Genomic DNA, 16,946 nt, shown 5'->3' with positions numbered 1-16,946 from the left:
AGGAAACGAGCGACGGTTCCGGCGTACCGAAGGTCGGCGCACCCGACTGCATCGAAATCGAGGCCGCGAAGGTGCCGAAGAGCACCGGCGCGCCCTTACGGATGAGCTGAGTGAAGGAGGCACCCGCGAGCACTTCGGCCAGAATCTGCGTCAGCGTGCCGGCGACCGTGACTGGGCTCATCGCGCCGGAGAGAATGAACGGCGAAAGCACGCACGCCTGGTTGTGCCGTGCATAGACCTTGAGCGCGCCCACCATGGTTTCATCGAAGACCATCGGCGAGTTGGCGTTGATGAGATTCAACGTCACCGTGTTCTTCTCGACGAAGTCGTCACCGAAGACGATCTTCGCCATAGCGATCGTGTCTTCGGCGCGTTCCGGCGCCGTGACCGAGCCCATGAACGGCTTGTCGGAATATTTGATATGGCTGTAGACCATATCGAGGTGACGCTTGTTGACCGGGATGTCGACCGGCTCGCAGACGGTTCCGCCGGACGAATGCATCGACGGGGCCATGTAGGCGAGCTTCACGAAATTGCGGAAATCCTCGATCGTCGCATAGCGGCGGTTGCCGTCGAGATCGCGCACGAAGGGTGGTCCGTAGACCGGCGCAAAGATCGTGGCCTTGCCGCCGACATGGGCGCTGCGCTCGGGATTGCGCGCGTGCCAGGTGAAGTCCGACGGCGCGGTCTTCAGCAGCTCACGGCAGAGCCCCTTCGGGAAATGAACGCGCTGGCCCCGCACGTCGGCGCCGGCGGCCTTCCAGAGATCGAGCGCTTCGGCGTCGTCGCGGAACTCGATGCCGATCTCCTCGAGCACAGTGTCGGCGTTGCGCTCGATGAGCTGCAGGCCTTCCTCGTCAAGCACCTCATATTCGCGAATCTTGCGTTGGATATAGGGCAGAGACGGTCCCGGACCGCCGCCGGTGCGCGATGCACGGCGCGCCGCCGCTCCCCGTCCCTCGCCACGCGCACGGCGTCCGCCGCCTTCAACCGCGCCTTGATCTGTCACGTCGCTCATTCGCTCATTCCTCTCCCGCCGCGCCGTCTGGCTCTCCAAGGGTCGCGGCAACGCTTTGATTAAGTGGCGCATATTCCTTCCGAAGGTCGATACCAATGGTCGAAACCATGCACCGGGATCGATTTTGGGCTAATGCTATCAAGCCGCCGAACCGGTACGGGTCTCAATGCGCCAACGCGTGGCGCATCTCAGACACTCAACCTTGAGATCCGTCAAGGACCCACGGCGGCCGAGAATGGGTGCCTCGCAGACCAAATCTATTATGCGAAATCGATACAACAAAATGTAACATCTTGAACTGTTGCAGAATTTTACCGAGCGCCCGATTCCGTACGCGGCTGAGATGCGGTAGGACACAGATCCGCGGACGAACCATCAGCGCCGTCGCTTTTCATCATATGCGACGTCGCTTTCGAAAAGAGATTTTTAGGTTTGGACCGCTAAGGATGGGCAACGCGTCCGGATCGTGCCCGACCGAGCCAGATCACCGCGAAGACTACCGTGCCAGGAACCGAGGAACCCTAATATGGCAGACGATGAAATCATTCTCGCGGACCTTTCCGACGAGGAACTCGTGCAGCAGATGCATGACGACCTTTACGACGGTCTCAAGGAGGAAATCGAGGAAGGGACGCGAATCCTCCTCGAACGGGGCTGGACGCCCTACGACATCCTGACCCAAGCGCTCGTCGAGGGCATGCGCATCGTCGGCATCGACTTCCGCGACGGCATTCTTTTCGTGCCGGAAGTTCTGCTTTCGGCCAATGCGATGAAGGCCGGCATGGCGATCCTGCGTCCTCTGCTTGCCGAAACCGGCGCGCCGAAGCTTGGCAAGATGGTCATCGGCACCGTCAAGGGCGATATCCACGACATCGGCAAAAATCTCGTCGGCATGATGATGGAAGGCGCCGGCTTCGACGTTGTCGACCTCGGCATCAACAACCCCGTCGAGAACTATCTGGAAGCGATCGAACGCGAACAGCCGGATATCCTCGGCATGTCGGCCCTGCTGACGACCACGATGCCCTACATGAAGGTCGTTATCGACACGATGAAGGAAAAGGGCCTCCGCGACGACTACGTCGTTCTCGTCGGCGGCGCGCCGCTCAACGAGGAATTTGGCAAGGCCGTCGGTGCAGACGCCTATTGCCGCGATGCCGCCGTCGCCGTCGAGACTGCCAAGGACTTCATGAAGCGCAAGCACAACCGACTGGCAGCCGGCTGAGATTAGAAGTCTCTTTAAAAAAGAAGCCGGCTGCGTGGATGAACACCGCAGCCGGCTTTCCTATATTCAGGGGCAGCTAGGAACGACGCCACTCTCAGGGGCGCCCGTCCTGCTGGTCGGAGGTCAGTTGGCGGCCTTGGCGACCCTGTGGCCGGCCCCCTGTGTCGCGTTCACGGCGTTTGCCGTATCCTGTCCCATGCCGCGTATCGTGTTGGCGCAGGAACTCAGGGTTGTCAGGGCCACCAGGAGGGCGGCGATCGTCGCGAGAGTTTTTGTCGTCATGACAATGATTCCTTCATGTTGCTGCAAGGCGGAATAAAGATGGAAAACAGACCGTCGGCAAGAGAACGTGCACAACCGAAGAAAGTTCACGTCATTGGTTGTGGAGCGATCGCGCGCGAAATCCTTGCCATCTGCGAGGCCAACGGGCTCGATCACATCGATCTCCATTGCCTCCCCGCCATCTGGCACAATACTCCGGAAAAGATCACACCGGGCCTTCGCGAGGCGATCGCCCGGGCGCGTGATGAGGGCTTCGAGCGCATCTTCATCGCCTATGCAGATTGCGGCACCGGCGGTGAACTTGATCGGCTCTGCGAGGAGGAAGGCGTGACACGCATTCCCGGGCCGCACTGTTATTCCTTCTTCGCCGGCAACGCCGATTTCGCAAAGCGCTGGGACGACGACCTCAGCGCCTTCTTCCTCACCGACTTCCTCGCCCGCCAGTTCGAGGCCTTCGTGATCGAACCGCTCGGCCTCGACCGCCATCCGGAACTGCGCGACATGTATTTCGGGCACTACCGCAAGCTCGTCTACCTCTCGCAGGTGGAGGACAAGGCGCTACAGGAAAAGGCCCGCCGCGCCGCTGAAAGGCTCGGCCTCGAATACGAATATCGCTTCACCGGCTACGGCGACCTGACGCGGTCACTGATCGACGCTTGAGTTTTGGATCGAATTCAGGCCCGCTGCTCGACGAACACTCCAACGATCCGGCGAACGACCGGAAGCAGCAGCATCAAACTGGGAAAGGCAATGAGCCACGACGCACCCCAGGCGTGCGGCCAGGTCGCGGTGAAGCGATCCCACCCGGCATTCATCAGCGTCGATACCGCCGACACGATTCCGGACATGAGCACCGAAAGTATCAGAGGCATGAGGACGACCGCATAGCGCGAGGGAAGTTTCTTGATCGTCACTGAATTGCGCACGAGCGTAAGCATTCGAAAATCCTTCAGTTGCTTCAAATATGTCGGTGATAAATCCGGTCATGCGGCCTGGCACGCCAGTTCCTCTACATATCCTCGCAGCGACCGCGGCTCGCGGCCGAGCGCTGCTCGGAGCGTCAGACTGTTTCCGCCGAGGCCATAGAGCGCATAATGCTCATGCACCTTGGACAGGAGGGCCAGTTCGCGATCGGTGTAGCCGTGGCGGATGGCTTTCGCCCATGTCTCAAAGCTTGGCTCACCAGCGGCGATCGGACGCCCCAGCGCCTCGGACATGAGAGCCGCAATCTCTTCCCGAGTCGGTCGCCCCTCGGCAGCGAGTTCCAGCGACGCAAAGGACAAGCGATCACTCGTGAGCGCAATGGCGGCAACCTCCGCCACATCGCGATAGTCGACGCGCGCGACCTTCGCCGTCTTTGGAAAGGGTTCGGAAAAGACGCCGGTTTCGACGATCGACGGCCAGGCCGATGCAATGTTCTGCATGAAGTTGACCGGCTGCAGGATCGTGTAATCCAAAGTGGAAGAATAGAGCGCATCCTCGACCGGTATCTTGCTTGCATGGTTCTTAAGACGAATGTTCGCCGGCTGGGCGACCGAGGAGAAGACGAACTTTTGGACACCTGCCCTCTTCGCCGCCTCGATCAGCGTGACGCCCAGCGCAGCCTCGTCCGGCGCGAAGGCGGGTCCGATGTGAAAGACGCCAACGACGCCACGGACGGCTTCATCGAGGCTGTCCCGATTTCGCAGATCACCGATCACCACCTCCGAAAGCCCTGAGCCTTTCGCGGCGCCGAGCTTGGCCGGATCGCGGATGAGAGCCCGGACTCTTGCTCCGCGACGGACGAGTTCCGGTATGACTAGACCTGCGAACCTGCCGGTCGCACCGATTACGAGCACGGTCGGGTATGTAGCGGTCACTTTGTGTGCTCCTTATACGAGTGCTTCTGTGACCGAGAAGATATGATCTTGCCATTACGCGAGACAATATTGACAATGCGAGACACACTATCTCGAAACTCGGTAAAATCATGGACAGGTTGGAAGACTACGAGGCCTTTCTGGCGATCGTCGAACACGGAAGCCTCACGACTGCCGCGCGACACCTTAACCGGTCGCTTCAGTCGGTGAGCCGGTCGCTGGCTACCCTCGAGGCGTCGGTCGGCGTCGAACTCGTACATCGAACGACCCGCCGCTCGAAGCCGAGTGAAGCGGGCATGACCTTCTATCAACGCATCAAACCGGCAATCGAAGAACTTGAGCAGGCAAAGCTCGAAGCCGCGAACCGTCGGATACAACCGTCCGGCATTCTCCGGCTCGGCGCGCCGGTGCTGTTCGGGCCGGAATTCCTGATGCCGATTGTCGCTCGCTACATGCACCGCTATCCCGACGTAGAGGTGGACCTGCTGCTATCGGATGCCTTTGTGGACCTGGCGGCAGAAAACATCGATCTGGTGGTCCGCATCGGCGAATTGCCGGACTCGAACCTGCGGGCGAGACGACTTGGGAAACTGCGGCGCGTGGTCTTCGGCGCCCCCTCCTACCTCGATCGGCATGGCCGCCCGCGTCACCCTTCCGACCTCGCCAATCACCATTGCATCCTGCGTACTGTCGGCCAACGCTTCGGTGAGTGGATGTTCGAAATCGACGGAAAACCGCGCGCGGTGAAGGTAACCGGTCCCTTGCGTGTCGATTCGATGATTTCGATCTATGCGGCCGTATCTCAGGGTCTTGGGCTTGGCTACTCTCCCCTGTGGCAGATCAGGCGGCTGGTCGATCAAGGGCAGGTCGAAATCGTGCTCGAGTCATTCGAGTCGGTACCCGTGCCGATCCATGCTCTCTGGAAGGAGGGGCGAACGATGCCCGCCAAAGTCCGCGCCTTTCTCGACATGCTGGCGACGGAGCTCGATCTTCGCGACCTCTGAATAGTGCCGATAGGGGGGCCGCGGCCCCTCTGTCGAGCCTCTTAGCCGTGGATGTACGATGCTTAAGCCTCGTGTGCTGACGGTTCGGCACTCACGGAGAGTGCGCCGGGAGAGCCCTCCGACGGCGGAAGCGGCCGATCGATGTCGCAGCTTCCTCGCGCCAATGCTACCATCCGCCGCTCTCGACCTGTGTTTGGAATGGCCTGCGACGCCGAATCGGATAAACAGGGTGAGAAACTGGGGGAACGCAATGTCACAAGAGCGCTATGAACTCATTCTCGATCCGACCGACCATTGGACTGTGTGGGACAATGTGACCGGCGTGCCGGTGGTGTTTGCCGATCAGATCCTCGGAGGTCTCACTGAAGAAGAGGCAGAGGCGGCCCTGCGGGTACTGGTCGAACTTGACCGAAATCGCGCGGCGACAGCCGTCGTGGACGCGGCCTAGCCAATCTGAGGAATCATGCGGTGCGCGATCCTTTGGGCGCGCCATTGCTCAGCGCCTGCGCGGTGCCATGTTTTTGACCAGCAAGTGGCGGAGTATTGCGGGCTTCGTCACAGCCTCCATGATTGGAGAAGACCATGGACCGCAAATCTCTCGTCGTCGCGATTGCGACAGCGCTCCTGGCGGTCGCGGGATGCACGACCAGCCAGACCAATCAAACCAGCCAGAACACAGCCCCTCCTCCGCCCAGTCAGGCCGGCAGCGCCGGTTCCTCGGGAAGTGGCGGCATGGGAGGTGGTGGCATGGGTGGCGGAAGCTCAGGCTATTGAGGTCGCCGGTGCACACTCATACGTGCTTTCCCTGAGCAGTAACCGTTGCACGGACAAAAACATGCATCAATTTAATGTGCTACAGCGTCCCTTGCGCGTCTGATGAGCCGCCCGGCGCAGCGGAAAGCCGTCATCACTCCATGAGCGCCAAGACGGCGAACACTAGGATTGCGACGATGATCGCCAGCACCACGATTGATAGCAGATTCCCGTCACGCATGCTCAGAGCCCTCAAGCTCTAAACGAGCTAGGCAGCCCGCTGTTCCGTGGCGCTCTGTCCCGTGCGCGACGGTGGTCTTCCGCGCGACGCCCGCGGTCGCCAATATTTTCATATCCACTAAAAGCACGCGCGGGGGGCCAATCGCGACGAATGCGAACCCACTCGGATACACGATTGGGGAGCGTCGTTTTTGGACATATCCAACGTCGTGGCAAGGTGAGCGACGGCGGATCGACATGCGCATTGTCGGGTCTAGAGGAGAACAGGAATCCTATGGCAGATCGCATTATCGTCTACTGGCGCGACATTCCCGCCCAGGTCATCATCAAACAGGGTCGCAAAAGCGCCAAACGCGAACTGTCGCTGCGCTTCACGGAAGCAATCGACATGTGCGCGATGCGCACCGGCGCCGCCGAGACCGATGACTACCTTGCCGAATGGCGCAAGGCAGATCCGGTCCCGGTGTCCGATGATCTGGAAGCGGAGGCCGACAAGGCGGCGGCGGAACTCGAAGCCGCCTACGACCGGGAGCGCCTGGTCGCACTCGTCAAGGCGGGAGGCCGGGACAATGCCTGACCCGAAAGTCGTCACCGGCAACGCCCAGCCCGCCAAGAAGGCGGCGACTGGCGCCTATACCCCACAGGGCGTGTCGCCGAGCCGCCGCTCGCGCCACAAATATACCGTTCGGCTCTGGGCCGTGCGCAATTCGCGCTTCCTCGAATGGTTCTACAACCGTTTCGCCGACATGTTCCTGCTGCTCCATCCGCTGTGGAAAACGCTTGGCTACAATCGAGTCGAAAGGCCCGTGACCTTCGTCGAGCGCCACGTCAAGGGCTTCCTCTTCGACTGTCGCATGTGCGGCCAGTGCGCGCTTTCGTCGACAGGCATGTCCTGCCCGATGAACTGTCCAAAGCAGCTCAGGAACGGCCCCTGTGGCGGCGTGCGCGCCAACGGCAATTGCGAGGTGGAGCCGGACATGCCATGCGTCTGGGTGCAGGCGTGGAAGGGCTCGCAGAACATGGTGAAGGGTAACGCAATCATGAATGTGCAGAAGCCGGTCAACCAGTCGCTGCGCGAAACCTCGTCCTGGTTGCGGGTGACGGCGGAAGCCGCGGCCGCCCGCGAAGCGGCAAAGAAGGAAGGCCAGCAGCAATGAGCCCGGATATCAATCCTCACGATCCTGGCGCGCCGCTCGATCCCCTACCCGGCCACTCCTCGCGCGGACGGCTGGAGCGCGTGCTGCGCCGCGGCGAATTCGCCGTGACCGCCGAACTCAACCCACCGGACAGCGCCAATCCCGAGGACGTCTATGAACGCGCGGCGATCTTCGATGGCTGGGTGGACGGCATCAACGCCGTCGACGCCTCCGGCGCCAATTGCCATATGTCGTCAGTCGGCATCTGTGCGCTGCTGACGCGCATGGGCTATGCGCCGATCATGCAGATCGCCTGCCGCGACAAGAACCGCATCGCCATCCAGGGCGACGTGCTGGGCGCCTCCGCCATGGGCGTGCAGAACATCATGTGCCTGACCGGCGACGGCGTGCAGGCCGGCGACCAGCCCGGCGCCAAGCCCGTCTTCGACCTCGACTGCATGTCGCTGCTCGAAACGGTCCGCGTCATGCGCGACAATGCGAAGTTCCTGTCCGGACGCAAGCTGACGACGCCGCCGCACGTCTTCCTGGGTGCCGCGATCAACCCCTTCGCGCCGCCTTACGATTTCCGCCCGTACCGGCTCGCCAAGAAAATCGAGGCCGGCGCGCAGTTCGTGCAGAGCCAGTACTGCTTCGACGTGCCGATGTTCCGCGAATACATGAAGAAGGTCCGCGATCTCGGCCTGCACGAGAAGTGCTTCATCCTTGTCGGCGTTGGGCCGATGGCCTCCGCCAAGACCGCCCGCTGGATCCGCTCCAACGTGCCGGGCATCCACATTCCCGACAGCGTCATTACACGGCTGGAAGGCGCGCAGGACCAGAAGAAGGAAGGCAAGCAGCTCTGCATCGACATCATCAACGAGGTGAAGGAGATCGAGGGCGTCTCGGGCGTCCACGTCATGGCCTATCGCCAGGAAGAATATGTCGCCGAGATCGTGCATGAGTCCGGCGTCCTCAAGGGCCGCAAGCCCTGGAGGCGCGAAAGCCTGCCGAGCGATGCGATGGTTGCCGAGCGGCTCGAACATCTCCGCGAGGGCGTCGAGGAAGACCAGCAGAAAATGGCGGAGGCTGCGGCGCATCACCCGCACTAGGACGCCCACTTCCGTTCGATATCAGAGGAAAACCGGCGCTTCGGCCCGTCGAGCGCCTTACAAACGAAGACGGGGCCTATTAAATAGCCCCACGCTCAGGATCAAGGATCTTACATGACCCGCACCATCGTCGCTTCCGCCACCCGCGAAATCGTCATCGGCTTCGACCAGCCTTTCTGCGTCATCGGCGAACGCATCAACCCGACCGGCCGCAAGAAGCTCGCCGCCGAGATGATCGAAGGCAACTTCGAGACCGTCATCAAGGACGCGCTGGAGCAGGTCGCCGCCGGCGCCACCATGCTCGACGTCAACGCGGGCGTGACAGCTGTCAACCCGAACGAGACCGAGCCGCCGCTGCTCGTCAAGACACTGGAGATCGTCCAGGGCCTCGTCGACGTGCCGCTTTCGATCGACAGCTCCGTCACCGCCGCGATCGAGGCGGGCTTGCGCGTTGCCAAGGGCCGGCCGCTGGTGAACTCCGTCACCGGCGAAGAAGAGAAGCTCGAAGCGATCCTGCCGCTCGTCAAGAAATACGACGTCCCGGTCGTGGCGATCTCCAACGACGAGACCGGCATTTCCATGGACCCGGACGTGCGCTTCGCCGTCGCCAAGAAGATCGTCGAGCGCGCGATGGATCACGGCATCAAGCCGCACGACATCGTCGTTGATCCGCTCGTAATGCCGATCGGAGCCCTGGGAGATGCCGGCCGGCAGGTCTTCGCGCTTCTGCGCCGCTTGCGCGAGGAACTGAAGGTCAACACCACCTGCGGCCTCTCCAACATCTCCTTCGGCCTGCCGCACCGCCACGGCATCAACGCCGGCTTCATCCCGATGGTGATCGGCGCCGGCATGACCTCGGCGATCATGAACCCCTGCCGTCCGCAGGAAATGGAAGCCGTGCGCGCCGCCAACGTCTTGAACGGCACCGACGCGAACTGCACCAACTGGATCATGACCTACCGCGACCACAAGCCGGCCGAAGGCGGACATGCCGTGGCTGCTGCTCAACCGGCTGCCGGCGGCGGTGGACGTCGTGGCGGCCGCGCGGCTCGCGCCGGTGCTGGCGCAAGGGCCGAATAAGGCGAGTTGCCAAACCGCATCTGAAAGGGAGAAAGACGATCAGAAGCCGTCTGCGCCTCTTTGCCGTCCTTCTCCCTTTGGTCGTCATCGCCAGGTATGCGCTGTTGACGATGCGGCCGAGTTTCAACGGTTCTATGCAGCTCTCCGGACCTATGTTCTGCCGGTCTGGTTCATAACCGCTGCCGTGCTTATGGTCATACTGGTCGCCACCGCCACGAGGAAAGTCGATCTCGGACCACAGGAACGGGTCATCAACGTTTGCTTCTGGGGTAGCTCGGTCCTGTTGGCAGCAGCGCTTGCTTATGCATTCGCAGTCGTGAAGCTTGCCGGGACGCCATAGCAATGGATTTCAGCGCCGCCATCCGGCAGCGCAAGAGTGGAGAGCACCTATGACACCACGCCGTCTTCGCCTGGACACCGCCACACTCTGGTTCGGCGCCCCTTTCGTGATCGCGCTTCGGGTGCAGGAAATGCAAATAGCCGCGCTCACGGGCAAGACGCAGGATTTGGCCGAACTCTACCGCATGATCTCCGAGAAGGTTGCGGCCACGGCCGATAGCTTCGTCGCCGTCAATGTCGCGCTCTGGAAGGCCTCCTTCGACAACACGATGCGGATGATGATGGGCGGCAAGGTATCCGGTCACGCAACAGCGATTGCGTCGGCCGCACTCAGGCCCTATGGCAAGCGCGTGCGCAGTAACGCCCGTCGCCTGTCGCGCAAGAAATCCTGACCTTTGCTGCGCCCCGCAAAAAAGCGCCCCCGGGAAATGATGCTCACAGATCGTTCCATGTCGGGATTGGACAACTATCGGGCACCATTCCGGTGCAGTCTGAAACCGTTTACCCGCGCCTCGCTTCCAAGATGAAGCGGACCTGACGAGAGACTTGAGCATGCGCATCGAAGGCACTTCCGAGATCGAGACCAATATGACCGAAGCCGCGCAAAAGGATCCTCTGGTGCTGTTTATGCCGTCGGGCAAGCGTGGCCGCTTCCCGGTTGGCACGCCGATACTCGACGCCGCGCGCTCCCTTGGGGTCTATGTCGAAAGCGTGTGCGGCGGACGTGCGACCTGCGGGCGCTGCCAGGTTTCCGTGCAGGAAGGCAATTTCGCCAAGCACAAGATCGTCTCGTCGAACGACCACATCTCGCCGATCGGCCCGAAGGAGCAGCGCTACGCCAGCGTCCGCGAACTGCCGGACGGCCGCCGCCTTTCCTGCTCCTCCCAGATTCTCGGCGATCTCGTCATCGACGTGCCGCAGGACACCGTCATCAATGCGCAGGTGGTGCGAAAGGCCGCAACCGACCGGGTCATCGAGCGCAATGCCGCCGTTCAGCTTTGCTATGTCGAAGTGGATGAACCGGACATGCACAAGCCGCTCGGCGACCTCGACCGGCTGAAAGCCATGCTGGAGAAGGACTGGGGCTGGAAGGATCTGCTGATCGCGCCGCATCTGATCCCGCAGGTGCAAGGCATCCTGCGCAAGGGCAACTGGGCGGTCACCGCCGCGATCCACCGGGACATGGATTCCTCGCGGCCTTTCATCGTTGGCCTCTGGCCGGGCCTCAAGAACGAGGCCTATGGCGTCGCGTGTGACATCGGCTCGACGACGATCGCCATGCATCTGGTGTCGCTCCTCTCCGGTCGCATCGTCGCCTCCTCGGGCGCGTCGAACCCGCAGATCCGCTTCGGCGAGGATCTGATGAGCCGCGTCTCCTATGTGATGATGAACCCGGACGGCCGCGAGGCAATGACCAAGGCGGTGCGCGAGGCGGTGAACGGCCTGATCGGCAAGGTTTGCACCGAGGGCCAGGTCGACCGCCACGACATCCTCGACATGGTGGTCGTCGGCAACCCGATCATGCATCACCTCTTCCTCGGCATCGACCCGACGGAACTCGGCCAGGCGCCCTTCGCGCTCGCCGTTTCCGGCGCGCTGCAATATTGGGCGCACGAGATCGACATCGAGGTCAATCGCGGCGCTAGGCTCTACATGCTGCCCTGCATTGCAGGCCATGTCGGGGCGGACGCCGCCGGTGCGACGCTTTCGGAAGGTCCGCACCGGCAGGACAAGATGATGCTGCTTGTCGATGTCGGCACCAACGCCGAGATCGTGCTCGGCAACCGGCAACGTGTCGTCGCTGCCTCCTCGCCGACCGGCCCGGCCTTCGAGGGCGCGGAAATCTCCTCCGGCCAGCGCGCTGCCCCCGGTGCGATCGAGCGTGTGCGCATCGATCCCGAGACGCTGGAGCCCCGCTTCCGCGTGATCGGCGTCGACAAGTGGTCGGACGAGGAAGGCTTTGCGGAGGCCGCCGCGGCGGTCGGCGTCACTGGTATCTGCGGCTCGGCGATCATCGAGGTCGTCGCAGAGATGTATCTGACCGGCATCATTTCGCAGGATGGCGTCGTCGACGGCGCCATGGCCGCGAAAAGCCCGCGCATCGTGCCGAACGGCCGCACCTTCTCCTACCTTCTGCACGAAGGCGACCAACGCATCACCGTCACGCAGAACGACATCCGCGCGATCCAGCTTGCCAAGGCCGCGCTCTATGCCGGCATCAAGCTCTTGATGGAAAAGCAGGGTGTTACCCATGTCGACACGATCCGCTTCGCCGGCGCCTTCGGCTCCTTCATCGATCCGAAATACGCCATGGTGCTGGGCCTCATCCCGGACTGCGACCTTACCGAGGTGAAGGCGGTCGGCAACGCCGCCGGCACCGGCGCGCTTATGGCGCTCCTCAATCGCGGCCATCGCCGCGAGATCGAGGAAACGGTGAGGAAAATCGAGAAGATAGAGACGGCTCTTGAATCGAAATTTCAGGAGCACTTCGTCAACGCCATGGCGATGCCCAACAAGGTCGACGCCTTCCCGAAGCTCGCCGAAGTGGTTGCGCTGCCGGAGCGAAAGGTGCTGACGGACGATGGCGAAGGTGGCGGCCGCAGAAGGCGCCGCAGCCGGGAATAGCCGCCATCACTCTTCCCCGCGCGGCGCCGTAGGATCTCAAAGCGGCACCGTCAGCGCCACCTTCACCCGGTCCATGGCGACGAAGGTGCGGAATTTTTTCACGTTGGTGTTGCCGAAGAAGAGCCGCCGCGTCAGCGCCTCGTAATCGGCCATGGTGGCGACGACGATGACCAGGATGAAATCCGCCTCGCCGGTGACGTAGTAGCATTGCTGCACCTCCGGCGCGGCCGAAAACTCCGCCTTTGCCGCGTCGATCAATTCGGCCGTCTCGCTGATCACCTCTACCTCGACAAAGATCGTGATCGGCCGGCCGACCTTGGCCGGATCGACGATGGCGCAATTGGCCGCGATGACACCCGCCTCCTCCATGCGCTTGATCCGCCGCTGCACCGCCGGCGCTGAGAGATTGACCGCCTCGCCGATTGTGCGCTGCGGCGTCGCATTGTTTCGCTGCAGGATCTTCAGGATCGCCAGGTCGAAGGAATCGAGGGCAATTTCGCGGCTCGGTTTTGCCAAGGGGCTCCTCACGAAACAAACTTGCAACCTGCATCTTCAAATACAGCGCAATTTTCGTCGGATATGCAATATATCTTCGCCAGCTTTTGAACGAGGTCGGCCATGTTTCTCCTCAACACCCTTCCCAGCCACAACGCGCCGCTCGCCCCGGTCGACGCCGAAACCCTCGGCGAAAGCGCGGCGGAAACGGTCGAACGCTTCCTCGCGCACCGCGCCAATCACGCCGAAACGCCGCTGCATTCCCTGCCGGCGCAGGCCGCCGCGCTTGGCGTCGGCGCCGTCCACATCAAGGATGAGGGCCATCGTCTCGGTCTCGGCAGCTTCAAGGCGCTCGGTGGCGCCTATGCGGTGATCAGGCTGGTGCTGGAAGAGGCGGAACGGCGCCTCGGGCGGGTGGTCGAGATTGCCGAACTGCATTCGCCGGATGTGAAGGCGGTGGCTGCGACGATGACCTTCGCCTGCGCGACCGACGGCAATCACGGCCGCTCGGTGGCGCAGGGAGCCGAACTCGTTGGCGCGAAGGCGGTGATTTTCGTACATGGCGGCGTCAGCGAGGCCCGCGTGGAGGCGATCTCCCGCTTCGGCGCCGAGATGGTACGCGTCGACGGCACCTACGACGATACCGTTGCCGAAGCGGCGCGGATCGCGACCGAAAACCACTGGACGATCGTCTCAGACACGTCCTGGGTGGGATACGAGCGCATTCCCGGCTTGGTGATGCAGGGCTATACGGCAATGGTCCGCGAGGCGCTGCGTCGCCTGCCGGAACCGCCGACGCATGTCTTCGTGCAGGCTGGCGTTGGTGGCGTCGCCGCAGCCGTCAGCGGTCATCTCGCGCTGACATTCGGCGACCGGCGGCCGATCTTCACCGTCGTCGACCCCGTGCGCGCCGCCTGCATCTTCGAGACGGCGCGTGCCGGGCATCCCGTGAAGATCGCCTATGGCGAGCCGACGGTGATGGCCATGCTCGAATGCTATGATCCCTCGCTTGTCGCCTGGCGGGTGCTCAAGCACGTCGCGGACGTCTTCATGACCGTCGACGAGCAGGACGCGATTGCCGCGATGAACCGGCTGGCGCGCCCCTCCGGCAACGATCCAGCGATTGTCGCGGGAGAAAGCGGCGGCGCGGGACTGGCGGGGCTTGTGCGGGCGGCGACCACCCCCGCCATCCGGGCAGCGGTCGGTCTCGATGAAACGTCGCGCGTCCTGCTTTTCAACACAGAGGGCGCCACCGACCCGGAGCGTTATGCCGAGCTTGTCGGCATGGCCCCGGCGGAGGTCATCGGTCGCCGGCAGGCACAGGGAGCGACAGCATGAGCGCCGTTTCAATCAATGCGGACCGGCTGCTCAGCCGTATCCACGCCCTCGGCGAAGTCGGCCGCGACGGCGACGGCAGGCTGACGCGGCTCGCAGGCTCGGACGCAGACAAGGCCGGTCGGGATCAGCTTGTCCGGTGGCTCCGCGAGGCGGACCTGGAGATCGCCGTCGATCGCATCGGCAATATCTTCGGCGTGTGGCGCGAGGCCGGCAACGCCGAGAAGGCGCCCGTTCTCATCGGCTCGCATATCGATACCGTCATCGACGCCGGCATTTACGACGGCTGCTACGGGGTGCTATCCGGCCTGGAGGCGATCCAGACGCTGAGGGAGGCCGGCGCCGCCCTCGGCCGCCCGATTGCCATCGCTGCCTTTACCAATGAGGAAGGCGTGCGCTATGCCCCCGACATGATGGGGTCGCTGGTCTATGCCGGCGGGCTTTCCCTCGACGAGGCGCTTGCGACGGTTGGCACCGACGGCAGCATACTTGGCGAGGAATTGCGCCGCATCGGCTATGCCGGCGCGGATGGGCCGGGCTTTTCGAAGCCGCATGCCTATGTCGAGCTCCATGTCGAACAAGGCCCGGTCCTGGAGCGCGAAGGCGTGCCGATCGGAGCCGTCGAGAACCTGCAGGGCATTTCCTGGCAGAGGATTACGATCGAGGGCGTCGCCAACCACGCCGGCACGACACCGATGTCGATGCGGCGCGATGCCGGCTACGCGGCCGCCCGCGTGATCGGCTTCCTGCACGACCGCGCAACGGCGTCCAATACGCCGACCGTCGCCACCGTCGGCTGTATCGCCTTCGAGCCGAACGCCATCAATGTGATCCCAGCGCGCGCCACCTTCACGGTCGATCTGCGCGATCCCGACGCGGAGCGGCTGAAAGCGGAGGAAGCCGCGCTCGCCGCCTATCTGCAAGACTTGGCGACGGCCGAGAACATGACGATTTCGACCGAGCGCCTGGCGCGGTTTGAGCCGGTGACCTTCGACGCAAGGATTGTCGGGATCATCGAGGAGGCAGCCCGCGGGCGCGGCCTCGCCTCGAAACGGATGACCTCCGGCGCCGGCCATGACGCGCAGATGATCGCGCGGATTGCACCAGCGGCAATGATTTTCGTGCCGAGCGTTGGCGGCATTAGCCACAACCCGCGCGAATATACGGCCGACACCGATCTCGTCGCCGGAGCCAATGTCCTGCTCGATGTCATCCAACGCCTAGCCGCTGAAGGAAAGATCCGATGACCGATCTCGCGATGCTCGAACGGGAAATGACGGGATGGCGGCGCGATCTTCACGCCCATCCGGAGTTCGGTTTCGAGGAGAAGCGGACCTCCGCCTTCGTCGCAGCGAAGCTCAGGGAGTTCGGGCTTGATGTCGCCGAGGGCATCGGCGGCACCGGCGTCGTCGGCACGCTCCGTCGCGGCAGCGGCAACCGCGCCATTGCGCTTCGCGCCGACATGGACGCGCTGCGCATTCCGGAACAGGGAACGGCTGAGTATCGTTCGCAAAACCCGGGCGTTATGCATGCCTGCGGGCACGACGGCCACACGACAATGCTGCTGGGCGCTGCAAAGCTGCTCGCCGAAGACGGTGGCTTCGACGGTACCGTGCGCTTCATTTTTCAGCCAGCAGAGGAATGGGGCAAGGGCGCGCTCGCCATGCTTGACGATGGTCTGATGGAGCGATTTCCGTTCGAGGAAATCTACGGGCTGCACAACATGCCGGGGCTTCCGGTTGGCCATTTCGAGACGCGTGCCGGCGCCATGATGTCGGCTGAAGACAACTTTGAAATCGTTCTCAAGGGCGTCGGCGGCCATGCCGCGCGTCCGCATGCCGGCAACGAGGTGCTGGTTGCCGCCTGCGCCCTCGTCACGAACCTGCAGACGATCGTCTCGCGCCGCTTAAGTCCTGCAGATATCGGCGTCGTCTCGGTCACGGAGTTCATCACCGACGGGACACGCAACGCCCTGCCAGGCCTTGCCCGCGTTCTTGGCGATGCCCGGAGTTTCCGGCCGGAAGTCAGTTCCGAGATCGAGAAGCAGATGCGCGTGATCGCGGAAGGCACGGCGCTGACCTACAACGTCTCCGCCGAGGTGACTTATACGCGCGAATTCGTGCCCCTTCTCAACGATGCCGCCCTGGTCGACGAAGCCTTCGCCGCCGCAAGAACCGTGTTCGAACCGCATCATATCGCCACGGCCCGCGAGCCGATGACCGGCTCGGAGGATTTCGCCCGCTTCCTCGAACACGTTCCCGGCTGCTTCGTCTTCCTCGGAAACGGCAAGGACTCCGCGCCGCTGCACAATCCGACCTACGATTTCAACGATGCCGGGCTGATCCATGGGTGCCGTTTCCATGCCGCGATCGTCAAGCGGCGTCTGCCGGCGAAATAGAACCGGCTATTTCGACAAGCGCCGTGGCTGCTGCGACCGCGACTGCTA

Annotated in this window: 20 protein-coding genes; 15 read left to right on the top strand and 5 right to left on the bottom strand. The window is 62.8% G+C overall.

The window, feature by feature from the left end:
- Positions 1–1,018, bottom strand: a 1,018-nt coding sequence (locus GHK62_RS06950) for a trimethylamine methyltransferase family protein (protein WP_193571414.1), incomplete at its 3' end; no start/stop codon positions are given.
- 526 nt (positions 1,019–1,544) lie between these two features.
- Here GHK62_RS06950 and GHK62_RS06945 point away from each other — a divergent pair.
- Positions 1,545–2,243 (top strand): corrinoid protein, encoded by a 699-nt coding sequence (locus tag GHK62_RS06945; protein ID WP_153437575.1) that lies wholly within the window; start codon positions 1,545–1,547, stop codon positions 2,241–2,243.
- Between the two features lie 123 nt (positions 2,244–2,366).
- Here the strand turns inward: GHK62_RS06945 and GHK62_RS06940 are convergent, their stop codons facing one another.
- Positions 2,367–2,525, bottom strand: coding sequence for an entericidin domain-containing protein (locus tag GHK62_RS06940; RefSeq protein WP_153437574.1), 159 nt, complete (start codon positions 2,523–2,525; stop codon positions 2,367–2,369).
- Positions 2,526–2,564: 39 nt separating this feature from the next.
- Here GHK62_RS06940 and GHK62_RS06935 point away from each other — a divergent pair, with 39 nt between their 5' ends.
- A complete protein-coding gene (locus GHK62_RS06935; protein ID WP_153437573.1) occupies positions 2,565–3,185 on the top strand; it encodes a DUF1638 domain-containing protein in 621 nt (206 codons plus the stop codon).
- A 14-nt stretch (positions 3,186–3,199) separates the two neighbouring features.
- On the opposite strand, the gene GHK62_RS06930 is transcribed toward GHK62_RS06935, so the two are convergent.
- Both GHK62_RS06930 and GHK62_RS06925 read right to left on the bottom strand, forming a co-directional pair.
- Positions 3,200–3,463, bottom strand: coding sequence for a DUF2798 domain-containing protein (locus GHK62_RS06930; protein WP_153437572.1), 264 nt, complete (start codon positions 3,461–3,463; stop codon positions 3,200–3,202).
- A gap of 45 nt (positions 3,464–3,508) precedes the next feature.
- Positions 3,509–4,384 carry an NmrA/HSCARG family protein gene (locus GHK62_RS06925; protein ID WP_184108834.1) on the bottom strand — a complete coding sequence of 292 codons (876 nt, stop codon included), beginning with the start codon at positions 4,382–4,384 and terminating at the stop codon, positions 3,509–3,511.
- A 110-nt stretch (positions 4,385–4,494) separates the two neighbouring features.
- Between GHK62_RS06925 and GHK62_RS06920 the strand changes: the two genes are divergently transcribed.
- From GHK62_RS06920 to GHK62_RS06875, 10 genes are all read left to right on the top strand, one after another.
- Entirely contained in the window at positions 4,495–5,388 is an 894-nt protein-coding gene (locus GHK62_RS06920; protein ID WP_153437571.1) for a LysR family transcriptional regulator, read from the top strand.
- A 250-nt stretch (positions 5,389–5,638) separates the two neighbouring features.
- The gene (locus tag GHK62_RS06915) at positions 5,639–5,836 is read left to right on the top strand and encodes a hypothetical protein (RefSeq protein WP_153437570.1); all 198 of its coding nucleotides are present in this window, start codon (positions 5,639–5,641) and stop codon (positions 5,834–5,836) included.
- 134 nt (positions 5,837–5,970) lie between these two features.
- Positions 5,971–6,162, top strand: coding sequence for a hypothetical protein (locus GHK62_RS06910; RefSeq protein ID WP_153437569.1), 192 nt, complete (start codon positions 5,971–5,973; stop codon positions 6,160–6,162).
- A 493-nt stretch (positions 6,163–6,655) separates the two neighbouring features.
- The gene (locus tag GHK62_RS06905; protein WP_037423594.1) at positions 6,656–6,958 is read left to right on the top strand and encodes a virulence factor; all 303 of its coding nucleotides are present in this window, start codon (positions 6,656–6,658) and stop codon (positions 6,956–6,958) included.
- On the top strand, positions 6,951–7,538 hold the full coding sequence (locus GHK62_RS06900) for a methylenetetrahydrofolate reductase C-terminal domain-containing protein (protein ID WP_153437568.1): 588 nt from the start codon (positions 6,951–6,953) through the stop codon (positions 7,536–7,538). The genes GHK62_RS06905 and GHK62_RS06900 overlap by 8 nt, the downstream gene beginning before the upstream one ends.
- On the top strand, positions 7,535–8,626 hold the full coding sequence (locus tag GHK62_RS06895) for a methylenetetrahydrofolate reductase (protein ID WP_153437567.1): 1,092 nt from the start codon (positions 7,535–7,537) through the stop codon (positions 8,624–8,626). Before GHK62_RS06900 ends, GHK62_RS06895 begins: the two co-directional genes overlap by 4 nt.
- A gap of 114 nt (positions 8,627–8,740) precedes the next feature.
- Positions 8,741–9,706 (top strand): methyltetrahydrofolate cobalamin methyltransferase, encoded by a 966-nt coding sequence (locus GHK62_RS06890; RefSeq protein WP_136506882.1) that lies wholly within the window; start codon positions 8,741–8,743, stop codon positions 9,704–9,706.
- Positions 9,615–10,046, top strand: coding sequence for a hypothetical protein (locus tag GHK62_RS34010; protein WP_184108852.1), 432 nt, complete (start codon positions 9,615–9,617; stop codon positions 10,044–10,046). The genes GHK62_RS06890 and GHK62_RS34010 overlap by 92 nt, the downstream gene beginning before the upstream one ends.
- A 49-nt stretch (positions 10,047–10,095) precedes the next feature.
- Positions 10,096–10,437, top strand: a complete 342-nt coding sequence (locus GHK62_RS06880; RefSeq protein WP_153437566.1) for a hypothetical protein — start codon at positions 10,096–10,098, stop codon at positions 10,435–10,437.
- A 160-nt stretch (positions 10,438–10,597) separates the two neighbouring features.
- The gene (locus GHK62_RS06875) at positions 10,598–12,670 is read left to right on the top strand and encodes an ASKHA domain-containing protein (RefSeq protein ID WP_153437565.1); all 2,073 of its coding nucleotides are present in this window, start codon (positions 10,598–10,600) and stop codon (positions 12,668–12,670) included.
- Positions 12,671–12,706: 36 nt separating this feature from the next.
- On the opposite strand, the gene GHK62_RS06870 is transcribed toward GHK62_RS06875, so the two are convergent.
- Positions 12,707–13,186, bottom strand: coding sequence for an Lrp/AsnC family transcriptional regulator (locus GHK62_RS06870; protein ID WP_153437564.1), 480 nt, complete (start codon positions 13,184–13,186; stop codon positions 12,707–12,709).
- Between the two features lie 102 nt (positions 13,187–13,288).
- On the opposite strand from GHK62_RS06870, the gene GHK62_RS06865 reads away from it, so the two are divergent.
- Genes GHK62_RS06865 through GHK62_RS06855 form a run of 3 tightly spaced genes read left to right on the top strand, consistent with a single transcriptional unit; the run spans position 13,289 to position 16,898 of the window.
- Positions 13,289–14,503 (top strand): diaminopropionate ammonia-lyase, encoded by a 1,215-nt coding sequence (locus GHK62_RS06865; protein ID WP_153437563.1) that lies wholly within the window; start codon positions 13,289–13,291, stop codon positions 14,501–14,503.
- On the top strand, positions 14,500–15,747 hold the full coding sequence (locus tag GHK62_RS06860) for a Zn-dependent hydrolase (protein WP_153437562.1): 1,248 nt from the start codon (positions 14,500–14,502) through the stop codon (positions 15,745–15,747). The genes GHK62_RS06865 and GHK62_RS06860 overlap by 4 nt, the downstream gene beginning before the upstream one ends.
- Positions 15,744–16,898, top strand: coding sequence for a M20 aminoacylase family protein (locus tag GHK62_RS06855; protein ID WP_153437561.1), 1,155 nt, complete (start codon positions 15,744–15,746; stop codon positions 16,896–16,898). Before GHK62_RS06860 ends, GHK62_RS06855 begins: the two co-directional genes overlap by 4 nt.
- The last annotated feature ends 48 nt before the right edge of the window (positions 16,899–16,946 follow it).

The sequence above is a fragment of the Sinorhizobium terangae genome, from assembly GCF_009601505.1.
In the GTDB taxonomy this organism is placed as follows: Bacteria; Pseudomonadota; Alphaproteobacteria; order Rhizobiales; family Rhizobiaceae; genus Sinorhizobium; species Sinorhizobium terangae.
The sequence above is the reverse complement of the archived record's forward strand: the minus strand, read 5'-3'. Positions and strand labels throughout refer to the sequence as shown.